This window comes from Bordetella sp. BOR01, from assembly GCF_019218885.1.
GTDB lineage: Bacteria > Pseudomonadota > Gammaproteobacteria > Burkholderiales > Burkholderiaceae_B > Bordetella_A.
In genome coordinates, this window is the sequence record NZ_JAHUWT010000002.1 from 1,158,585 (window position 1) to 1,176,485 (window position 17,901).

Sequence of the window (17,901 nt, forward strand, 5' to 3'; positions counted from 1 at the left end):
GTGACCGACTGTTGTGTTGTGCCGCCGTTCCTTCCCGGGCCGACGCGAGCGAGCGATGCAATTGCAAGCCGCGGTAAACGATGTATCGACCGAATGTGGCGAAATCAATACGCGGCAGGCGGTGCGGCAGGGTGCGCATCGGTGGGCGGCGCCAGGAATTGCGCGGCCAGGCGGCGAGCCGCGCCGGCATACAGCAGCACGTCTACGCCGGTTGCCACGAAGGTACATCCCAGGTCCAGGTAGCGGCGCGCCAGCGCCGGGTCGGACGTGAGTGTGCCGGCGGCCTTGCCGCTATCGATGATGATCTGCATGGCGTGCTCGATGGCGCGCTGCACCTGGGGTGCGCCGGGGTTGCCGCGAAATCCCATCGAGGCCGCCAGGTCGGCAGGGCCGATGAACACGCCGTCCACGCCGGGTTCTGCGCAAATGGCTGGCAGGTTGTGCAGGGCCGTGACGGTTTCCGCTTGCACCAGCAGGCAGATTTCGTCATCGGCCACCTTCAGGTAGTCGGTGCGCGCACTCCACAGCGAAGCGCGCCCCACCGCGCTGCCCACGCCTCGCAGGCCGCGCGGTGGATAGCGCGTGGCGGCCACCATGGCGCGCGCCTGTTCGGCGGTATCGACCATGGGCACCAGCAGGTTGCACGCGCCGATATCCAGCAATTGCTTGATGCGCGGCGTCTCGCCCGCCACCACGCGAACCACGGGCTGGGAGCGGTGCGGGGCAATGGCCTGCATGGCCGACAGCGTGCTGCGCAGGTCGTTGGGCGCGTGCTCGCCGTCGATCAGCAGCCAGTCGAAACCAGCCGTGGCCGAGACTTCGGCCAGGTACGGGTCTGCCATGGACAGCCACAGGCCCACCTGGGGGCGGCCGGCGGCCAGGGCCGATTTGAACGGGTTGTGTGCGGGCATGGCGATGATGGAGTCAAGGGTACGTGATGTGCCTAGCTGACGATGCCCAGGTGCCACGGCACGAATTCGTGGTTGCCCAGGCCCAGCAGTTCGCTTTTGGTGGGTTCGCCGGAAGCCGCGCGCAAGATGTGCTGGAAGATGCGCTGGCCCATCTGGCCGATGTCCAGCTCGCCGTCGAGCACGGCGCCGCAATTGATGTCCATGTCTTCTTCCAGGCGCGCGTACATGGCCGAATTGCTGGCCAGTTTCAGGGTCGGCGCCGGTTTGGATCCGAACATCGAGCCGCGTCCGGTAGTGAAGCAGATCAGGTTTGCGCCGCTGGCGATTTGCCCGGTGACGGCCACCGGGTCGTAGCCAGGCGAATCCATGAATACCAGGCCGGGCTGGTCGATGGGCTCGGCGTATTCATACACGGCTTGCAGCGGCGTGGTGCCGCCTTTCATGGCCGACCCCAGCGATTTTTCGAAGATGTTGGCCAACCCGCCTTGCTGGTTGCCGTGGCCGACCACGCCGTTGAATTGCGCGTTCTGCCCGGCGGCGTAGCGTTCCCACCATGCCAGGCGGTCCAGCAGTTTCTGGCCGACTTCGGGGGTGGCCGCGCGGCGGGTCAGCATGTATTCCACGCCATGGATTTCTGGCGTCTCGGACAGGATCGCCGTGCCGCCGTGGCGCACCAGGATATCCATGGCCGCACCCAGCGCGGGGTTGGCGGTGATGGCCGAGAATCCGTCCGAGCCGCCGCATTCCAGGCCGATCTTCAAGTGGCTGGCGGGTACCGCCTGGCGGCGCGCCGCGTTGGCCTGGGGCAGCATGTCTTCGATGGCGCGGATCCCGGCCGCGATGGTGGCGCGCGTGCCGCCGTCATCCTGCATGACCAGCGTGCGCAGGTGCGTGCCGGGCGCCAGCCCCTGGGATTCGACCAGCGCCGCGACCTGGTTGCGTTCGCAGCCCAGCCCGACCAGCAGCACGCCGGCCAGGTTCGGGTGGCGCGCGTAGCCGGCCAGCGTGCGCCTGAGCACGTCGAAGTGTTCGCTGGGCGAGGACATGCCGCAGCCGCTGGTCTGGGCGAACGCCGCGACGCCATCTACGTGCGGAAATGCCGCCAGGCGTTCGGCGCTGAAGTGCGCCGCGATGTGGTTGACCACGGTGGCCGAGCAATTCACCGATGCGATGATGCCGATGAAATTGCGCGTGCCTACGCGGCCGTCGAGCCGCACATAGCCCTGGAAGGTGGCGCGTTGCGCATCCGGCAGCAACTGCACCGGGCGCGCGTCGCGGCAGAAGCCGGGGTCGCGCTCGAAGTCGACCAGTTCCAGGTTGTGCGTGTGGACGTGTTCGCCCGGCTCGATGTCGCGGGCCGCGACGCCGATGACGGTGTCGTACTTGCGTACCGGTGTTCCGGCCGGGATGCGGCAGGCCGCGATCTTGTGGCCGCCAGGCACCTGCGCACGTATGCGCAGGCCCAGTTCCGCGACGGCCATGCCCAGTGCCAGCACCCGCCGTGCAATCAGGACGTTGTCTTGGGCGTGCAGCCGGATCAAGGGGTTGGAGTTCACTGCGCGATCAGCCTTTCTGCAGCATGTCTTTCAGTTTCAGGCGATCGATCAGCGCGGTTTCCTGGCGGTACACGGTGGCTACGTAGTCTTTGTAGTCCGGGCCGTCCAGGTACATGACCGGCGCATCGATGCGGCTGGCCACCTGTTTGAAAGTATCGCTTTGCACGGCGCTGCGAAAGGCCGCCCGCAGTTTTTGTTCCGCCTGCGGATCCAGCCCCTTGGGCGCGCCGATGCCGTTGGGCGCCTCGACCACCACGTCGTAGCCCAGCTCTTTCAGCGTGGGGGCATTCTTGAAGCGCGAGGCGCGCTGCTCGCCCCAGGTTGCCAGCAGGCGCAGCTTGCCGGCCTCGACATGCGGCGCCCATGAACTGGAATCGGCCAGCAGGTCGACCTGGCCGCCCAGCAGGTCTTGCAGGGCCGCTGCGCCACCCTTGTAGGCAATGGCGTTGAACTGCACGCCGGCCGCCATGGCGAACTGTTCCATGCCCACATGCGTGGCGCCGCCGATGCCGGCGTGCCCGTAGGTCACCCGGCCCGGGTTCGCCTTGGCATGCGCGACTACCTCTTGCAGAGTCTGGAACGGCGAGCTTGCCAGCACGGCGATGCCGAAGGTCTGGCCCGAGGTGCGCGCCAGGTAGGTCAGGTCGTTGCGCGGGTCCAGGTGCAGCATGCCCAGCTGCGAGAAGCGGGTGACGGAAATGGGGATCTGGCCGATCGTGTAGCCATCGGGCCTGGCCTGCGACAGGGCCGTGGTGCCTATCATGCCCGAGGCGCCCGCGCGGTTCTCGACCACGATGGATTGGCCCAGCACTTCCGCGGCCACCTGGCACAAGGCGCGCATGGATTGGTCGGCCGTGCCGCCGACCGGCCAGGGGCAGATGAAGGTGATGGGCCGCGTGGGGTAATCGGCCGCGCGCGCGGGCCAAGGGGCCAGCAGGCCGGCCGCGCCGGCACAGGCAAGGCCGCTCAGCAGTTGGCGTCGCTGCCGGTTCAAGGGCGGATGGTGTTCCATTTGATTGTCTCCTTCAGGTTTTTTTATCGGGGCCGCGCAATGGCTGGGCGTGGCCCGTGGCTAATTCTGAAGGGCAACGGCCATAACAATCCAATAAAATAGGCGGATCTGTAGATAACCAATTTGTTATGTGGCGGTGTCTGGCATGGCTCATCTGGATCGTGTGTTCCGCTCGAATCTGAAACTGCGCCATCTGCAATTGGTGGTGGCGCTGGACGAATTTCGCCACCTGGGCCGTACCGCCGAATTCCTGGCCGTCAGCCAGCCGGCAGTGTCGCGCATGTTGTCCGAAATCGAAGCCATGCTGGGCCTGGCCTTGTTCGAACGGTCGTCGCGCGGCACCGAGCCCACCGAAGCGGGCGAGCCTGTGGTCCGCTTTGCGCGCGGCGTGCTGGCGCAGTACCAGCGCACCCGCGATGAAATCGACGCCGCCGCCAGCGGCGCGGCGGGCAAGACACGGGTCGGTTCCATGGCGGTTGCCGTGCCCGTGCTGCTGGCCGATGCCGTCGCGCGCCTGAAAGCTGTCTCGCCACGCGCGACCGTCCTGGTGGAAGAGGGCGACCTGACACACCTGTTGCCGAAACTGCGCCTGGGCGAACTGGATTTTTTCGTCGGGCGGCTCGAGCCGGGCTATGCCGCGCCCGACCTGGCTACCGAGACCTTGTACGAAGAGCCCATGGTCGCCGTCGCCGCCGTATCCAGCGCCATTGCCCGGATGCGTCGCCCCACCTGGCCCGATGTGGCGGCCTTGCCCTGCGTCATGCCGCCGCCCTGGGCGTCGCTGCGCGTCAAGCTCGAACAGCAGTTTCATCGCCATGGTGTCGAACCCTCGGCCGACCTGATGGAAACGTCTTCTTATCTGGCCGTGCTGACCTTGGTGGGGCAGCGCGGCGCGGTGGGCTTCCTGGCCCGGTCCGCCGCGCAGCGTTTCGAACACCAGGGGCTGTGCCGCATACTCGGCATCACACTCGACCTGCAGGTGCCGCCCGTGGGCATCATCACGTTGCGCGAGGCCAGGTTGTCGGCCAGCAGCCGGCAGCTGCTGCAATGCCTGCGCGATACCGCGGCCGCGCTCAGGCGTTCCTGGCGACCATCGCCACGATCGTCTCGAAAAGCTCGTCCTGCGCCTGCGCCGCGCTGATTGCCCCGGTGGCGGCGGCATACGACAAGGCTTCCGCCGCGCCCAGCATGGCCCACAGTCCGGCCGACGCGATCTTGCGCGCGGGCGCGAACGGCGACAGTGCCTCGCGGCAGGCCTGCATGAAAGCCGTTTCGTATTCGCGCTTGATCTTGTCCAGTTCGGGCGAGCCCGCCAGGGCCGCGATCACGCCCGGGATCTCGCGGCCCTGGCTCAACACGCACTGCACATAGGCCGAGGCAATCACGGCCGCCCGGCTGGCCAGGGTGGCTTCGCCGGCCTGCAGCGCCGCCGTCATCAGCGATGTCTGGTTGGCGTCGTATTCCCGGTACAGGGCGGCCAGCAGCCCGGCACGCGTTCCGAAGTGGTCGTACACCACGGGCTTGGTCACGCCGGCCTTTTCGGCCAGCCGGCCCAGCGCCAGGGCTTCCGTGCCTTCCATGCGTATCAGACGCCAGGCGGCATCCAGCAGTTGGCGATTGCGTTGCGCCCTGGACAGGCGGCGACGCGGCGTGGCGGGAGCGGGATCATGGGTGCTTGACATGTTAATGTACTAAAGGTAACTTACCAAGAGTAGATTACTAAGCGTAGCTTGTGGCGACTATACAAGCCGCCTGTTCCTGCCGCAACCCGACCCAAGAGGTGTCTACATGCATGCGCTTATCGTTGTCGCCCACCCCGAACCGGTTTCCCTGAGCCATGGTGTCGCGGCCGAGATCGGCCAGGGGATGTCCCAGGCCTGCCCAGGCAGTTCGTTCGAGATTGCCGATCTTGCGGCAGAAGGATTCGATCCGCGATTCAACGCGGCCGATCTTGCCGTGCACCGCCGCAAGGCGCCGCCGCCCGCCGATGTGGCCGCCGAACAGGCGCGCATCGACCGCTCCGACGCGCTGGTGCTGGTGTACCCCGTGTACTGGTGGTCGATGCCCGGGCTGATGAAAGGATGGATAGACCGCGTGTTCGCCAACGGCTGGGCTTTCGATTTCAGCCCGGATGCCACGCTGGAAAAGAAGCTGCAGCACCTGCGGGTGCACCTGGTGGGGGTGGGGGGCGCCGATGCGGGCACTTATGCCCGGCATGGCTATGCCGGCGCCATGCGCACGCAGATCGACCATGGCATCTTCGACTACTGCGGGGCGCGTGTGAAGGTATCGGAACTGTTGCTGGACTCTGAAACAGCGGACCCGGCGGCCACGTTGCAGGCGGCACGGCGGATCGGCCAGCGCGTATCCGCAGGCAGCGCCGCATGCGAGCGTGCCGCGGCCTGACAGGTGTCAGGCCGCGCCGCCGGCTTGCACCAGCAGGGCCAGCCCGATTGCCGCCACGGCCGCACCCGTGCCGCTTGCCCAGCGCGGGCCCGCCGGCGCCAGGCGTTCAACCGTGATGGCCGCCGCGACAGCCACCATGGCGCGCAGGTCCATGATGCCGGTGCCCAGCAACACCACGGTGTAGCCCGCGCAACTGCACAGGCAATGCCGGCCCAGGCGCCAGCCATGGCGCCAGGCGCGGGCGGGGCATGCCGGCGGCGCCACGGGCGCATCTTGCCTGCAGAGCGCCAGGTAGCGTGCCTTCCAGCGCGAACATTGGATGGTGCCGGCCACGACCAGCAGCGCGCCGCTGGCCGCCGGGACCATGGCGGCCAGCGCCGGCCATTGCGCCTGGGCGCGCGCCAGTATCGCGATGACTGGATAGATGGCCATGCCCAGCAAGGCCCAGGCGCAGAAATAGCCCATCCCTGCCAGCCCCGCCAGCAAGCTGGCGCGCAGCCCGCCGGCGGGACTGATGGCTTGCCGGTAGCGGCACAAGACGGGCGCCAGTGCAGGCAGCATCATTGCCACCGTCATCACCGTCCACATGCCCACGAAAGATGCGGCGCCAGCCAGCCATGCAGCGGGTGCAGGCATGGCGGGGCCGCACAGGGGCAGCATGTCCAGGGCGGGCACATACGAATGCCAGGCCGTCGCGGCCGCCGCCGCGACAAAGAGCAACGCCATCAGGCAGGGGAACGCTTGCCCGGCCAGGCTTGCGCCGTGCAGCCGGCGTGCCGTGGCAAGGGTTGCCGGGGGCGCTTGCACGGTGTGCATCGCTGCTCTCAGCGCGCGCCGTACTCGTCGTGCCGGCGCCACCACACGCCGGTTTCATTGCGGCCTTTCGGGGCGCGGTCCAGCCATTGGTACATGCCCCACAAGCCGTCCAGGCCGCGCGCATACGCCGAATAGGTGTGATAGACGGTATCGCCTTCCCGCACGAAGGCGCTGACGCCGGGGCGGTCGCGCTGGAACGTGTCGGCGTCGGTGCCGCACATGGCGGCGATCTGGTCTTCGGCTTGCTGGCCCCCGCCTTCCTGGCCTTCCCGCCATGCGGCCTCGGGTTCGCGCCGGTAGTTGTATTCGATATCGCCTTCGTGCTGCTGGGCTTCGGTGAACCAGACGTTGAAGTCGGCATTGAAGTCGCTGCCGGCCGACGAGGCCCACGGAAACGTCCAGCCCATGCGTTGTCTGTAGGCGGTGAGCTTGGCCAGCGGCGCGCGCGACACCGCCATCAGCATGACGTCGTGATGGGCCAGATGGGTGGCCACGCCGTTGAAGCCGTCGGCGATGGACGAGCACGAGGGGCAGCCGGCCTGGTAGTCGGGCCCGAACATGAAGTGATAGATGAGCAGTTGCGTACGCCCCTGGAATAGCGCCGCCAGGCTGGCGCGGCCGGCGTCGGTGTCGAACTGGTAAGGCTTGTCGATGCGTACCCAGGGCAGGGCTTGGCGGCGCCGGGCCAGTTCATCGCTGCGCCGGGTCAGGTCTTTTTCTGCCTGCAGCAATGCCAGGCGCTGGGCCAGCCAGGCGTCGCGCGTTCCGATCGTGTGTGCGGTCATGGGGAGATCCTCCGTTGAGTGTGTGCTGGCGGTGCAACCGGGCGGCGCCTGGTTGAACCCTGGCTGATAGGTTAGGATCGGCGCATGCTCCTGGGGGAGTGACAAATGTGGCGGGATTCCTATGGACCAGCTCATCACGGCGGCGGCCCGCGCGCTGGCCGCCGGTGACGTCCTGGGGGCGCTGAACCGCGTCGCCTTGCGCGACGACGCGCCCGCCCTGGCGCTGCGCGGCATCGCCATGGCGCAACTGGGCGACCTGGAACGGGCCCGGGGCCTGCTGCGTGGCGCGGCCCGTGCCTTCGGCCCGCGCGAGGCCCTGGCCCGCGCCCGTTGCGTGGTGGCCGAGGCCGAGATCGCGCTGGCCTTGCGCGACCTGGGCTGGCCGGCAGCATCGCTCGATGCTGCGCGCACGGTGCTTGAACGCCAGGGCGACCGCGTCAACGCCGCGCACGCGCACTACATCGAAGCGCGGCGGCTGTTGCTGGTGGGCAAGCTCAAGCAGGCTGAATGCATGCTGGCCCAACCGGGCGACGCGCCCCTGCCCGCCGCTTTGCAGGCGGTCGATGCACTGGTGGCGGCGGGCATCGCCATGCGGCGCATGCAGGCGCAAGCCGCGCGCGCGGCGTTGGCGCGGGCCTGGCGCGCCGCCCGGCGAGCGCGCATCGGCGCGTTGACGGCCGAGGTCGACAGGGCCCTGCAGGCGCTGGACATGCCCGTTGCACGCCTGATGGCAAACGGCCGGCAAGGCCTGGTCAGGCTGGACGAGGTCGAATCCCTGGCGGCGTCGGAAACGCTGGTAGTGGATGCCTGCCGTCATGCCGTGCGCGATGCGCGTACCGTGGCGGTGCTGGCCCGCCGCCCCATCTTGTTCCTGTTGGTGCGTGCGCTGGGCGAGGCATGGCCTGGCGATGTGCCCCGCGGCGCGTTGATCGCCCGGGTGTTTCGCACCCGCCATGCCGATGAGTCGCACCGGGTGCGTCTGCGAGTAGAAATGGGGCGCCTGCGCAAGGCCCTGGGCGCGCTGGCCGGTATCGAGGCCACCGCGCGCGGTTATGTGCTGGCGCCTCGCGCGCATCGTGTGGCCGTGCTGGCCTGGCCCGACGAGACACCGCACGCGGCGGTGCTGGCCTTGCTGGCCGATGGCGAGTCGTGGCCCAGTTCGGCGCTGGCCGTGGCGCTGGACGCCAGCCAGCGTACCGTGCAGCGGGCCCTGGATGCGCTGGCGGAGGCGGGCCGGGTGCAGCCCCTGGGCCATGGGCGGGCACGCCGCTGGTTGGCGGCTTCGCTGCCCGAATTCACGACAAGCTTGTTACTTCCCGGCCCGTTCTTCAGCGAATAGGATGCAGGCATGCACCGAGCTTTCGAAAGGTGCCGAACCGACAGGATGCCGACATGAACCAAGCTGCTGAAATCATTCGCGAATATGGCCCGTTCCCGGGTATCGACCAGGTACACGGCGTCAGCTTCGACGGCCGGCAGGTCTGGCTGGCCACCGGCGACAAGCTGCAGGCGCTGGATCCGGAAAGCGGCAAGGTGACCCGTAGTATCGCTGCCGCCGCCGACGCGGGTACGGCCTTCGATGGACAGGTCTTGTTCCAGATCGCCGGCAACCGTATCCAGAAAATCGATCCCCACACAGGCAAGGTGCTGGCCACCATTCCCACGCCCGAAGGCGACGGTCATTCCGGGCTGGCCTGGGCCGAAGGCATGCTGTGGGTGGCGCACTACAAGAACCGCAAGATTCACCAGGTCGATCCGCACACGGGCAAGGTGCTGAACACGCTGCAGTCCAACCGCTATGTCACCGGCGTGACCTGGGTCGAGGGCGAACTGTGGCATGGCACCTGGGAAGACGACGCCAGCGAACTGCGCCAGATCGATCCGCGCACCGGCCAGGTGCTGGCAAGTCTGCAGATGCCGGCCGGCGCGGGCGTGTCGGGGTTGGAGTCCGATGGCCATGGGCAGTTCTATTGCGGCGGGGGTGCCAGCGGCAAAGTCCGGGTGGTGCGCCGGCCCGCGCAATCCCCGGCACCCCAAGCACGTTAAGCTGGCGGCTCCGGCGCAGTACCAGGAGAGCCCCAGCAATGAAGTCCCGCAGTTATCGTGCCGCCGCGTTCGCAGGCCTGGCGATAAGCACCGCGGTGGCCGCCGCACCCGCTGGCAAGGCGCCGGCGGAAATCCGCCGCGTGGTGGATGCGGCCGTCTTGCCCCTGATGCAGCAGTACCAGATTCCCGGCATGGCGGTGGGCCTGGTGGTGCAGGGCCAACCCCGGGTCTTGAACTATGGCGTGCAGTCGCTGCAAACCGGCCGGCCCGTGGCGGCCGGCACGCTGTTCGAGATCGGCTCGTTGAGCAAGACGTTCACGGCTACGCTGGCCACCTGGGCGCAGGCGCAGAACCGCTTGTCGCTGTCGGACCCTATCGGCAAGTACCTGCCCGAGCTGCGCGGCACCGAGTTCGGCAAGGTCAGCCTCTTTCACCTGGGCACGCATACCGCGGGCGGGCTGCCCTTGCAGGTACCCGACCAGATCCGCGACGAAGCGGGGCTGATGGATTATTTCAAGGCGTGGCGCCCGGCCTATCCGGCCGGCACGCGCCGCACCTACGCCAATCCGGGGATCGGCACGCTGGGCCTGGTGGCGGCTCGCAGCCTGGGGCAGGATTTCGCCACGCTGGCCGAAGGCCGGCTGTTTCCGGCGCTGGGCATGACGCATACGTACATCGATGTACCCGCCAGCGGCATGGCATCGTATGCCCAGGGCTACACCACAGTGGGCAAGCCGATCCGGCTGGCGCCCGGCGTGCTGTGGCGGCAAGCGTACGGCGTGAAGACCACGGCGGCCGATATGGTGCGCTTCATGCAAGCCAACATGGGCATGCTGGACCTCGATCCGGCATTGCGGCGCGCCATCGCGGAGACGCACGTGGCCTATTTCCAGGCCGGGCCCATGATGCAGGACCTGATCTGGGAACAGTATCCCTATCCGGTGAGCTTGCAGGCGCTGATGGCGGGCAACGCCACCGCGCTGATCTTCGAGCCCACGGCGGTGGCGGCCATCGACCCGCCGCAGGCGCCCCGCGCCGATGCCTGGATCAACAAGACAGGCTCGACCAACGGCTTCGGTGCGTACATGGCTTTCGTGCCCCGGCAGCGGCTGGGCGTGGTGTTGCTGGCCAACAAGAATTTCCCGATCGACGCGCGGGTGCGGGTGGCCTATGACATCATCACCGCATTGAGTCGACGCACACCCTAGCCGTGCCTGCGCGCAGCTAGCGCGCCGTGCGTGCGCCTTTCCTGGCGCGCGCGGCGGGCTTGGCAGCCAGGCCGCCATTGTTGTTCAGTTGCTCTACCCACGACAGCGCATCCAGGTACGACAGGAACTGGTGCAGGTATCCCGGCGACTGTTCGCGCATCAGCGACAGCGCGCGATGCACCAGGTGGTTTGAGTTGAGCGGCCCGGCGTTCTCGTGCACTTGTTCTTGCGATTGCCGCAATTGCCGGTCGGTGCTGAGCCGGGCCCAGGTGGCCTGGAAGTAGTCCAGCAGGTCCAGTTCGGGATAGCGGCCGCGCCGGTCGGACGCCGCATCTGCCGCGACGGGGGCCGCGATGTGTTCCAGCAGCGCGGCCAGCGTGCCGGGCGCGGGCGGATGCGTTGGCGCCTGGGCATCGACGCTGCCCGCCAGGCCCGTGTCTGCAAGCCGCGCTTCATACTGCCCCACCAGTTCGGCCAGCCGGTCATCCAGCACGCGGCGTGCGTCGCCGTCATGGCGGGCTGCCCGCGCAGCCATCGCTGCAATCAGGTGAAAGCGCAGTGGGTCTGCGCGATCGGCCCCGCGCTCGCGCCAGGCCTGGAGCGTGGCCTGGATGTCAGCGGCGCGGCCGTCACCCATCGGCCTGCACCCGGTCGTCGGACGGACGGGCAATGGGCGCGATTTCCACGCGCCGGTTGCTGGCCCGCCCGTCGGGGTCGGCGTTCGAGGCCACCGGTTGTTCGGCGCCGAACGCGGCCGCGAACACCGACGAAGGCGCGATGCCTTGCTCGATCAGGGCGCGGGTGACCGTCAGGGCGCGCTGGGCGGACAGTTCCCAGTTGTCGGCAAAGCGGCGGTTGTTGCCGTGCACCGGCTGGTCATCGGTGAAGCCGCTGACCATCAGGACTTCATTGCGCGTTTGCAGATAGGCCGACAAGGGCCCGACCAGGCTCTTTAGCACTTCCAGGCCCTCGGGCTGCAACTGGTCTGAGTTCAGTGCGAACAGTACGCTGCCGCTGATGCCGATGCGGCCATCCACCAGCGTGACCCGCCCCGCTGCCAGCGGCCCGGCCAGGGCGTGTTCCAGTTCCACGCGGCGCTGCGTTTCTTCTTGCCGCTGCTTGACTTCGGCTTCCAGCCGGGACGAAAGCTCGAGCTGCACGCCGATGACGCTGACCAGGATCAGCACGAAGGCGCCCAGCAGCACCGACATCAGGTCGCCGAAAACCGCCCAGGCGGGGGCGGTGGGCTCTACGCCGGCGTCGATGTCTTCTCTCATGCTGTCTCGCTGCCGGCGCGCGCCTGCTGGCTGGCCAATTGCTGCAGGTCTTCAAGGATCTGCTTTTGCGACATGACGCTCAGGTCGATCACTTCGCGGGCCTGGGCCACGTAGTACGCCAGTTGCTCATCGCTGCGCGCCAGGGATTTGTCCAGGGCGGCTTCGATGCGCTGCAGGTGATCAACCAGCTTGTCGCTGGACTGGCCGAACGACTGCACGGCGGTGCCCAGGGCTTCGCCCAGGCTGGCGACTTCGACGGCGCTGCCAGTGACTTGCGCGGCCACGCTGCCCAGTTTGCCGGTCTCGGTTTGGACCTTGTCGGTGAACTGGGTGCCGACGCGGTCCAGCAGGCCGGCCGAGGTGGCGATCAGTTCGTCGACGGCGGTGCGTTGCTGGGACGACGCATGGTTCACGGCATCGAGCAGGGTGCCCAGCGTTTCCATCAGGCGGCTGCGTTCTTCCAGCATGGCGTTGTCGCGGGCCATGCTGTCCGATAGTTTCTGGCGCAATTCGGCAATGACCTCGGCCGCCGCCTTGGGGGCTTCGGCGGCGGTCTGCACCAGTTGCGTCACTTCGGCGATGGTGTCGCGGGCGTGGGCCTGGGTTTGCGCCGCGATGTCTTGCGCGGTGTGCGCCAGGGTGTCGCAGATTTGCTGCTGCCGCTCGGTGGCGTGCGTGCTGGCCTGTTCCCATTGCTGGCGCAGCGTGCCGGCAATGTCGTCCAGCGAGGCGTTCCAGGTGGCGATGACTTCGGCGGCGGCCTTGGGAGCTTCGGCGGCGGCGTGCACCAGCTGCGCGACTTCGGTGATGGTGTCGCGGGCGTGGGCCTGGGTTTGCGCCGAGATATCTTGCGCGGTGTGCGCCAGGGTGTCGCAGATCTGCTGCTGCCGCTCGGTGGCGTGGGTGCTGGCCTGTTCCCATTGCTGGCGCAGTGTGCCGGCCATGCCGTCCAGCGAGGCATGCCAGGCGGCCAGGCGCTGCTCGTCGCGGGCGGCCAGCTCGGCCTGCAGGTCGGCGTGCGACTGGTTCACGGTGCGCAGCAGTGCCGCCGAATGCTGTTCCAGGCTGGCCGTGGCCGCTGTCAGCGCGCGCTGATGATCGTCGGCCAGCCTGGCGCTGGTGTGCTCCTGCTGGGCCAGTGCGCCGGTCCAGGCCGTGGCCATGCCGGCCGCCGTGGCGTCCAGGCGGGTCGATACGCCATCCAGCAGGCTGGCCGAGCGTTGTTCGAACGTGTCGCTGAATTGCTGCAAAGACGCGCCCAGGTCTTGCGCCAGCGTTTCGCCGGCGCGCTGGTGTTGCGCCAGGGCCGTCGTCCAGATATCGGCCACGGCGCTGGTGGTGGCTTCGAAGCGGCCGGACAGCCCGTCCAGTTGCTGGCGCACGGCCTGTGCCAGCGTGTCCTGCCAGGCGGAAGTCTCGCGGGCCAGGCCGGCCAGCGTGGCCTGGACGGCCGGCTGGATGGCCGCGCCGGCGGCTGCGGCGCTGTCGGTCACGCTTTGCTTCAGTGCCTGCTCGATGGCGGCGGCCAGGCGGGTGTAGGTGGCATCCGCCTGTCCATGAAAGGCGTCCTGGCTGGCGGCCAGCCGTTCGTTCAGCGCCTGGGTTTGCTGCGCCATGGCGGCCATCATGGCCTGCAGCCGGTCGACCAGCACGGGCATGGCGTCGGCCTGCCGCTGCAGCAACTGGAAGCTCTGTTCGCGCTGGTGGGTTTGGGAATACGTACGCAGCGTGGTGGCGATCTGGGTATCGAGCTGTTGCACCGCCCGGATCCGTTCGCGGCGGGCCAGCGCCGCGAGCAGGCCCAGCGCGGCCGAGGTGGCTACGCCCGCGACCGAGGTGCCGAAGGCGAATCCCAGCCCCTTGACCGGTGCGGCCAGCGATGCCCGGATGGCGTGCAGGTCGACGGCGCTTTCCAGCGCCACACCGGTGCCTCGCAGGGTGGCGACCATGCCCAGGAAGGTGCCCAGCATGCCCAGCAGCACCAGCAGGCCGACCAGGTAGGGCGTCAGGCTGGGGCCGGGAAACGCTGCGCGTTCGCCCTCGATGCGCAGGCGCGCCGTGTTGCGCAGGCCGGCGGGCAAGTGGTCCAGCCAGGCCGCCAGGCTGGGCGGCGCATCGGACAGGCTCGCCACCGCGCGCGACAGGCCGGCGGTGCCTTGCTGGTAGCGCTGCAGCTCGATGGCGCCAGCCAGGTAGATGGCCCCGATCAACAGGGTGACCGCCAGCGCCAGGGTATTCGAGCCTACGTAGCCGGTGCCGATCCAGCCCACGACGGCCAGGCCTGCCAGGAAGATAACGAAAGGAACGAGGTATCGGGTCATGGTGTCCGGGTCAGTTGGCGCGCAAGGCGGCGAGCAAGCCTTCGATCGGCTGTAAACGTATGTCGAGTTCGGCCCGCAGCACGCTGCGCATGTCGGCGCGGAAGGCGATCAGCCACGGCGCGGGGGCGGCCGTGGCGGGCGCTTCGGCGGCCTGGGCATCGGCTTCGGGAGTGTCTTGCGCGGCCTGGCGCAGGCGCTCGAAGTGTGCTTCGAGCATGGCGGGTATGGTGCCCAGCAGGCGCCGCTCATGCAGGCTCAGCGAGCGTTCCATGATGGCATCGACCATGGCCAGGCGGGCCATGGCGGGCGTCTGTGCCGCCAGCAGGGCCCGCAGGCGGCCGCGCAGCTTGGCGATGCTGGTTTCCATGGCCTGCTGCACCGCCCGGTAGCGCTGGCGGTAGGTAGCGTAGCCGGCCTCGGCACCCGGGGCGGCGTGCTGCGCAAGGGCGGGTGCGCGCGGCCGCGCCGCGATGAACGGCCGGTCGTCGGCAATGGCGTGCGCCAGCGTGCTGCGCACGCGTTCGTACTCGCGCTTTTCGGCGCTGTCGGAAATCCGTGCGCTCGCCGCCACGGCCGGGGGGCCGGCGTCCAGCACCGTAGACAGGGCAATGGCATCGGTCCAGCCCAGCCATAGGCTGAGCCGGTCGGCAAGCGACTGCCTGGATTGAGGAATATCGGCGTCTGTCAGGCGAGCAAGCAAGCGAATTAGCGTCGGCCCGCTGACACCTGTGCGCCGGGGTACTTGCACCATACCTCAGAGTCAAAAATCCGGCAGTTTACAGGGTGTGAGGGGATTGGATGCCCGGTTACCTGTATTTCTGAATATTACGTCCCGTTCCCCCGTGAGGCTCTGTTGAATCTGTTGAAGTGTTACTGTCAGGGGACACTATGGAAAAACGCCGTGAAATTCGATATTTATGGTCGCTTTCAACTGATCGTGCTGCGATCCGGTGCCGGTTGGGAGGCCTACCGCGAAGTGGGAGGAAAGCGGGTGCGCATGCACGACCTGGTCCTGCCTCCCGACCTGGACGCCAGCGAAATCGCGGTGTACCTGGATGACCTGTTGCACGAATTGTCTCCGCCGGGTGGGCGGATCGCCCCGGTATAGCGCGAGGCAGTAGCGTTATCGGGACAGATCCGGTAATGTTTCGTAGGTGTTAGGCACGGGATTTGCTGAAGTCCGGGTACGCGGTGCCATTCGTTCCCGGGCAGGTTCGCTATTTAGTACCCGCGGCAACAAGCGGTGTATCCGCGCGTCGTTGTTCGGCTGCTGCAGCAATTCCAAGGAAACTCATATGAACATCGCTACAGGTGTTTCGCTGAATGGCTACAGGGTTTATTGCGACGTCATTCTGGCCGCCGAGGGCGGATTCGCCATCCGGTTGGCGACCCGCTCCGAGGAAGCCGGACCATCGGGCGTCGAACGGGTGTGGTATCCCCCGGATTCCAGTCCCTACATCGAGCAGGACGATGCCGAGCGCGAGGCGCACCGGATCCTGGGCCTGGTCAAATCGGTATCGCAGAGCGGCGAGCCTTTGTACGGCTAGGGGGCCGGCCGCGGCTGCGGCCGCCCGGGCAGCACTTCAGGGACGCTCGCGCCACCCGTAGGCGGGGGTGCTGGTGCTGGGGTACCCGAAATTGCGGGGTTCCAGTCCTGACTGGAACCACCGCACGAAGGTATAGACGTCGTATACCGGCACGCCCAGTTCGTTTTGCAGGCGCCAGGAATAAGGTGCCATGTTGTGGCATTCGAGCACCAGCGCGCCTACGTCGGGATGGCTGCGCATCAGTTCGTGGCCCGCGGCCACGACATCCTGTTCGGCCTTTTCGTAGTCCATGGAATCTTCGTCGCCCAGCAGGACGCGGGTGAATTCCTGTCCGTGCTCGGTGCCGACGATGGGCGTGTCCAGTGGCGCGCCCACCGCGGCCATGTGTTCGGCATCCAGGCGGGCGCCCTGCACGGTCAGCACACCCACGCGCTTGCCCCGGGGCAGCAGGGCCTGCACCAGCGGAATCTGCATGAGCGACGAGCTGGCCACGGGTACGCCGGCGTAGTCGGCCAGATCGTGTTGCAAGATGCCCAGGAACCCGCCTGTGGTGGTGATGCCGTCGGCCCCTTCGCGTACCAGTTCTCGCGCGGCGTCCAGGAAGGCCTGTTTCAGGCCTTTGCTTTTTTCATGCACCACGACGCGGGCCGATGTGCCCTTGACCACCTTGTACAGCACGGGAAACGGCCAAGTGGCGGCATGCCCCGTGTCGCCGGGCACGCGCGGCCATTTGGTTTCCAGCATCAGGATGCCGACACGCGCACCGTAGACGGTTTTTCCGCCGGTGGCATGGCGCGAAATCGAAGTCATACATCTTCCTTGTGTTTCAGGTTATTGGACTGCCAGGTTCACCGACTGCGACAGCTCGCGCCATCTGGCCGTATCGCTGGCGATCATGTCCTGGAACTGCCGGGCCGATCCGCCCTTGATTTCCAGGCCTTGCGGTTCAAGCCGGGCCCGCATGGCGGGCTTGTCCAGCTCGGCGTTCACCTGCCGGGACAACGTGTCGACGATGTCTTGCGGCGTGCCGGCCGGCGCCATCAGGCCGATCCAGAGCTTGGCGATGATGTTCTTGATGCCCAGCTCGGCAAAAGTGGGTACGTCGGGCAGCGAGGCCAGGCGCTGTTCCGAGGCCACGGCCAAGGGCCGCACGCGGCCGGCATCGACCATGGGCTTGGCCGTGCTGACATAGGTGAAAAGCAGGGGCACTTGCTCGCCCGCCAAGTCGCCGATGGCAATGCCAGCGCCCTTGTATGGAATGGCCACGAACCTGGCTCCGGTTTCGTGTTGCAGCAGTTCCAGCGCCAGGTGCGATACGCTGCCGCTACCCGTATGTGCGAAGTCGATCGATCCCGGTGCTGCCTTGGCGGCCGCCACCAGGTCCCTGGCCGAACGGTAGGGCGACTTGGTGCTGGTGTAGAGCACCGCGGTGCTGTCCACCAGATGCACGATGGGCACCAGATCGGTCGATGGGTCATAGGGCAGCGACGGATACACGAACGGTGCGACCGACACCTGGCCGCTGCTGGCCATCAGCAGTTGGTAGCCGTCGGGCGACTGCCTGACAGCTCTTGCCGTGGCGATGGTGCCGCCTGCGCCGCCCAGGTTCTCGATGATCCACGACTGCCCATACGCTTTTCCGTAGGCTTCGCCCAGCGGGCGGGTAACGGCGTCCAGCGCGCCGCCGGCGGCAAACGGGATGAGGACGGTGATGGGTTTTTGCGGATAGGTGTTTTGTGCGGCCGCGCCGCCGGCCGCCACCAGCAGCGATGCCAGCGCGGCCTGCCCGAGTACGCGCGTGATTGCCTGCAGAGCCTTCATTGCTTACCCCTTGCTTTGTTGTCCGTGCCGCCAGGCAGAGTGCCTGCATGGCGGTGCTGCGCTGTTCATGGCGTGCAAGCCATGGAACACAGCCTAGCAAGCAAGCGGCGCTCGGCCACGCGCGCCGGCTGGCATTCCGATGCCGAGCCAGGGTAAGCCCTAGTGCGGCGTTAAGCGTCGCTTAACTTTTCGCAA

The 17,901-nt window shown here is 67.6% G+C and carries 19 protein-coding genes; 7 read left to right on the forward strand and 12 right to left on the reverse strand.

Annotated elements, in window-relative coordinates; all coding sequences use genetic code 11:
* Window positions 1-104 precede the first annotated feature (104 nt).
* The 3 genes from KW845_RS13225 to KW845_RS13235 are packed head-to-tail and all read right to left on the reverse strand — an operon-like array spanning window position 105 to window position 3,479.
* On the reverse strand, window positions 105-911 hold the full coding sequence (locus KW845_RS13225) for an aldolase/citrate lyase family protein (protein WP_218369672.1): 807 nt from the start codon (window positions 909-911) through the stop codon (window positions 105-107).
* Between the two features lie 32 nt (window positions 912-943).
* Window positions 944-2,467 carry an altronate dehydratase family protein gene (locus tag KW845_RS13230; protein ID WP_218369673.1) on the reverse strand — a complete coding sequence of 508 codons (1,524 nt, stop codon included), beginning with the start codon at window positions 2,465-2,467 and terminating at the stop codon, window positions 944-946.
* Window positions 2,468-2,474: 7 nt separating this feature from the next.
* Complete coding sequence (locus KW845_RS13235; RefSeq protein WP_218369674.1) at window positions 2,475-3,479, reverse strand: tripartite tricarboxylate transporter substrate binding protein; 1,005 nt, start codon at window positions 3,477-3,479, stop codon at window positions 2,475-2,477.
* Window positions 3,480-3,624: 145 nt separating this feature from the next.
* On the opposite strand from KW845_RS13235, the gene KW845_RS13240 reads away from it, so the two are divergent.
* Window positions 3,625-4,620 (forward strand): LysR substrate-binding domain-containing protein, encoded by a 996-nt coding sequence (locus KW845_RS13240; RefSeq protein ID WP_218369675.1) that lies wholly within the window; start codon window positions 3,625-3,627, stop codon window positions 4,618-4,620.
* Here KW845_RS13240 and KW845_RS13245 read toward each other — a convergent pair.
* Window positions 4,553-5,161: a TetR/AcrR family transcriptional regulator gene (locus KW845_RS13245; RefSeq protein ID WP_218369676.1), complete on the reverse strand. Its 609-nt coding sequence runs from the start codon at window positions 5,159-5,161 to the stop codon at window positions 4,553-4,555. The genes KW845_RS13240 and KW845_RS13245 overlap by 68 nt on opposite strands.
* 106 nt (window positions 5,162-5,267) lie before the next feature.
* On the opposite strand from KW845_RS13245, the gene KW845_RS13250 reads away from it, so the two are divergent.
* Window positions 5,268-5,885 (forward strand): NAD(P)H-dependent oxidoreductase, encoded by a 618-nt coding sequence (locus KW845_RS13250; RefSeq protein ID WP_218369677.1) that lies wholly within the window; start codon window positions 5,268-5,270, stop codon window positions 5,883-5,885.
* A 6-nt stretch (window positions 5,886-5,891) separates the two neighbouring features.
* On the opposite strand, the gene KW845_RS13255 is transcribed toward KW845_RS13250, so the two are convergent.
* Together KW845_RS13255 and KW845_RS13260 are read right to left on the reverse strand one after the other, a co-directional pair.
* Window positions 5,892-6,701 (reverse strand): DUF2182 domain-containing protein, encoded by an 810-nt coding sequence (locus KW845_RS13255; RefSeq protein ID WP_218369678.1) that lies wholly within the window; start codon window positions 6,699-6,701, stop codon window positions 5,892-5,894.
* An 8-nt stretch (window positions 6,702-6,709) separates the two neighbouring features.
* On the reverse strand, window positions 6,710-7,486 hold the full coding sequence (locus tag KW845_RS13260) for a DUF899 domain-containing protein (RefSeq protein WP_218369679.1): 777 nt from the start codon (window positions 7,484-7,486) through the stop codon (window positions 6,710-6,712).
* A 121-nt stretch (window positions 7,487-7,607) separates the two neighbouring features.
* Between KW845_RS13260 and KW845_RS13265 the strand changes: the two genes are divergently transcribed.
* From KW845_RS13265 to ampC, 3 genes are read left to right on the forward strand one after another with little or no spacing between them, the layout of a single operon-like run.
* Entirely contained in the window at window positions 7,608-8,825 is a 1,218-nt protein-coding gene (locus tag KW845_RS13265) for a helix-turn-helix domain-containing protein (protein WP_218369680.1), read from the forward strand.
* A 53-nt stretch (window positions 8,826-8,878) separates the two neighbouring features.
* Window positions 8,879-9,532: a PQQ-binding-like beta-propeller repeat protein gene (locus tag KW845_RS13270; RefSeq protein WP_218369681.1), complete on the forward strand. Its 654-nt coding sequence runs from the start codon at window positions 8,879-8,881 to the stop codon at window positions 9,530-9,532.
* A gap of 38 nt (window positions 9,533-9,570) precedes the next feature.
* On the forward strand, window positions 9,571-10,740 hold the full coding sequence (gene ampC / locus KW845_RS13275) for a class C beta-lactamase (RefSeq protein ID WP_218369682.1): 1,170 nt from the start codon (window positions 9,571-9,573) through the stop codon (window positions 10,738-10,740).
* A gap of 16 nt (window positions 10,741-10,756) precedes the next feature.
* Here ampC and KW845_RS13280 read toward each other — a convergent pair whose 3' ends face one another.
* The 4 genes from KW845_RS13280 to KW845_RS13295 are packed head-to-tail and all read right to left on the reverse strand — an operon-like array spanning window position 10,757 to window position 15,089.
* Window positions 10,757-11,377 carry a DUF2894 domain-containing protein gene (locus tag KW845_RS13280; RefSeq protein ID WP_218369683.1) on the reverse strand — a complete coding sequence of 207 codons (621 nt, stop codon included), beginning with the start codon at window positions 11,375-11,377 and terminating at the stop codon, window positions 10,757-10,759.
* On the reverse strand, window positions 11,370-12,017 hold the full coding sequence (locus KW845_RS13285) for an OmpA family protein (protein WP_218369684.1): 648 nt from the start codon (window positions 12,015-12,017) through the stop codon (window positions 11,370-11,372). The genes KW845_RS13280 and KW845_RS13285 overlap by 8 nt, the downstream gene beginning before the upstream one ends.
* The gene (locus KW845_RS13290; RefSeq protein ID WP_218369685.1) at window positions 12,014-14,338 is read right to left on the reverse strand and encodes a DUF802 domain-containing protein; all 2,325 of its coding nucleotides are present in this window, start codon (window positions 14,336-14,338) and stop codon (window positions 12,014-12,016) included. The genes KW845_RS13285 and KW845_RS13290 overlap by 4 nt, the downstream gene beginning before the upstream one ends.
* 10 nt (window positions 14,339-14,348) lie before the next feature.
* Window positions 14,349-15,089, reverse strand: a complete 741-nt coding sequence (locus tag KW845_RS13295) for a DUF3348 domain-containing protein (protein ID WP_218369686.1) — start codon at window positions 15,087-15,089, stop codon at window positions 14,349-14,351.
* Window positions 15,090-15,239: 150 nt separating this feature from the next.
* Between KW845_RS13295 and KW845_RS13300 the strand changes: the two genes are divergently transcribed.
* The gene (locus tag KW845_RS13300; protein ID WP_218369687.1) at window positions 15,240-15,446 is read left to right on the forward strand and encodes a hypothetical protein; all 207 of its coding nucleotides are present in this window, start codon (window positions 15,240-15,242) and stop codon (window positions 15,444-15,446) included.
* Window positions 15,447-15,633: 187 nt separating this feature from the next.
* On the forward strand, window positions 15,634-15,885 hold the full coding sequence (locus KW845_RS13305) for a hypothetical protein (protein WP_218369688.1): 252 nt from the start codon (window positions 15,634-15,636) through the stop codon (window positions 15,883-15,885).
* A 36-nt stretch (window positions 15,886-15,921) separates the two neighbouring features.
* On the opposite strand, the gene KW845_RS13310 is transcribed toward KW845_RS13305, so the two are convergent.
* Together KW845_RS13310 and KW845_RS13315 are read right to left on the reverse strand one after the other, a co-directional pair.
* The gene (locus KW845_RS13310; protein ID WP_218369689.1) at window positions 15,922-16,695 is read right to left on the reverse strand and encodes an aspartate/glutamate racemase family protein; all 774 of its coding nucleotides are present in this window, start codon (window positions 16,693-16,695) and stop codon (window positions 15,922-15,924) included.
* Between the two features lie 21 nt (window positions 16,696-16,716).
* Window positions 16,717-17,706 (reverse strand): tripartite tricarboxylate transporter substrate binding protein, encoded by a 990-nt coding sequence (locus KW845_RS13315; RefSeq protein WP_218369690.1) that lies wholly within the window; start codon window positions 17,704-17,706, stop codon window positions 16,717-16,719.
* Window positions 17,707-17,901: the final 195 nt, after the last annotated feature.

Excerpts from the sequence above, each read along its gene's own strand:
- KW845_RS13225 (WP_218369672.1), bottom strand. The coding sequence starts at position 911 with ATGCCCGCACACAACCCGTTCAAATCGGCCCTGGCCGCCGGCCGCCCC.
- KW845_RS13235 (WP_218369674.1), bottom strand. The coding sequence starts at position 3,479 with ATGGAACACCATCCGCCCTTGAACCGGCAGCGACGCCAACTGCTGAGC.
- KW845_RS13240 (WP_218369675.1), top strand. The coding sequence starts at position 3,625 with ATGGCTCATCTGGATCGTGTGTTCCGCTCGAATCTGAAACTGCGCCAT.
- KW845_RS13245 (WP_218369676.1), bottom strand. The coding sequence starts at position 5,161 with ATGTCAAGCACCCATGATCCCGCTCCCGCCACGCCGCGTCGCCGCCTG.
- KW845_RS13250 (WP_218369677.1), top strand. The coding sequence starts at position 5,268 with ATGCATGCGCTTATCGTTGTCGCCCACCCCGAACCGGTTTCCCTGAGC.
- KW845_RS13255 (WP_218369678.1), bottom strand. The coding sequence starts at position 6,701 with ATGCACACCGTGCAAGCGCCCCCGGCAACCCTTGCCACGGCACGCCGG.
- KW845_RS13260 (WP_218369679.1), bottom strand. The coding sequence starts at position 7,486 with ATGACCGCACACACGATCGGAACGCGCGACGCCTGGCTGGCCCAGCGC.
- KW845_RS13265 (WP_218369680.1), top strand. The coding sequence starts at position 7,608 with ATGGACCAGCTCATCACGGCGGCGGCCCGCGCGCTGGCCGCCGGTGAC.
- KW845_RS13270 (WP_218369681.1), top strand. The coding sequence starts at position 8,879 with ATGAACCAAGCTGCTGAAATCATTCGCGAATATGGCCCGTTCCCGGGT.
- ampC (WP_218369682.1), top strand. The coding sequence starts at position 9,571 with ATGAAGTCCCGCAGTTATCGTGCCGCCGCGTTCGCAGGCCTGGCGATA.
- KW845_RS13280 (WP_218369683.1), bottom strand. The coding sequence starts at position 11,377 with ATGGGTGACGGCCGCGCCGCTGACATCCAGGCCACGCTCCAGGCCTGG.
- KW845_RS13285 (WP_218369684.1), bottom strand. The coding sequence starts at position 12,017 with ATGAGAGAAGACATCGACGCCGGCGTAGAGCCCACCGCCCCCGCCTGG.
- KW845_RS13290 (WP_218369685.1), bottom strand. The coding sequence starts at position 14,338 with ATGACCCGATACCTCGTTCCTTTCGTTATCTTCCTGGCAGGCCTGGCC.
- KW845_RS13295 (WP_218369686.1), bottom strand. The coding sequence starts at position 15,089 with ATGGTGCAAGTACCCCGGCGCACAGGTGTCAGCGGGCCGACGCTAATT.
- KW845_RS13305 (WP_218369688.1), top strand. The coding sequence starts at position 15,634 with ATGAACATCGCTACAGGTGTTTCGCTGAATGGCTACAGGGTTTATTGC.
- KW845_RS13310 (WP_218369689.1), bottom strand. The coding sequence starts at position 16,695 with ATGACTTCGATTTCGCGCCATGCCACCGGCGGAAAAACCGTCTACGGT.
- KW845_RS13315 (WP_218369690.1), bottom strand. The coding sequence starts at position 17,706 with ATGAAGGCTCTGCAGGCAATCACGCGCGTACTCGGGCAGGCCGCGCTG.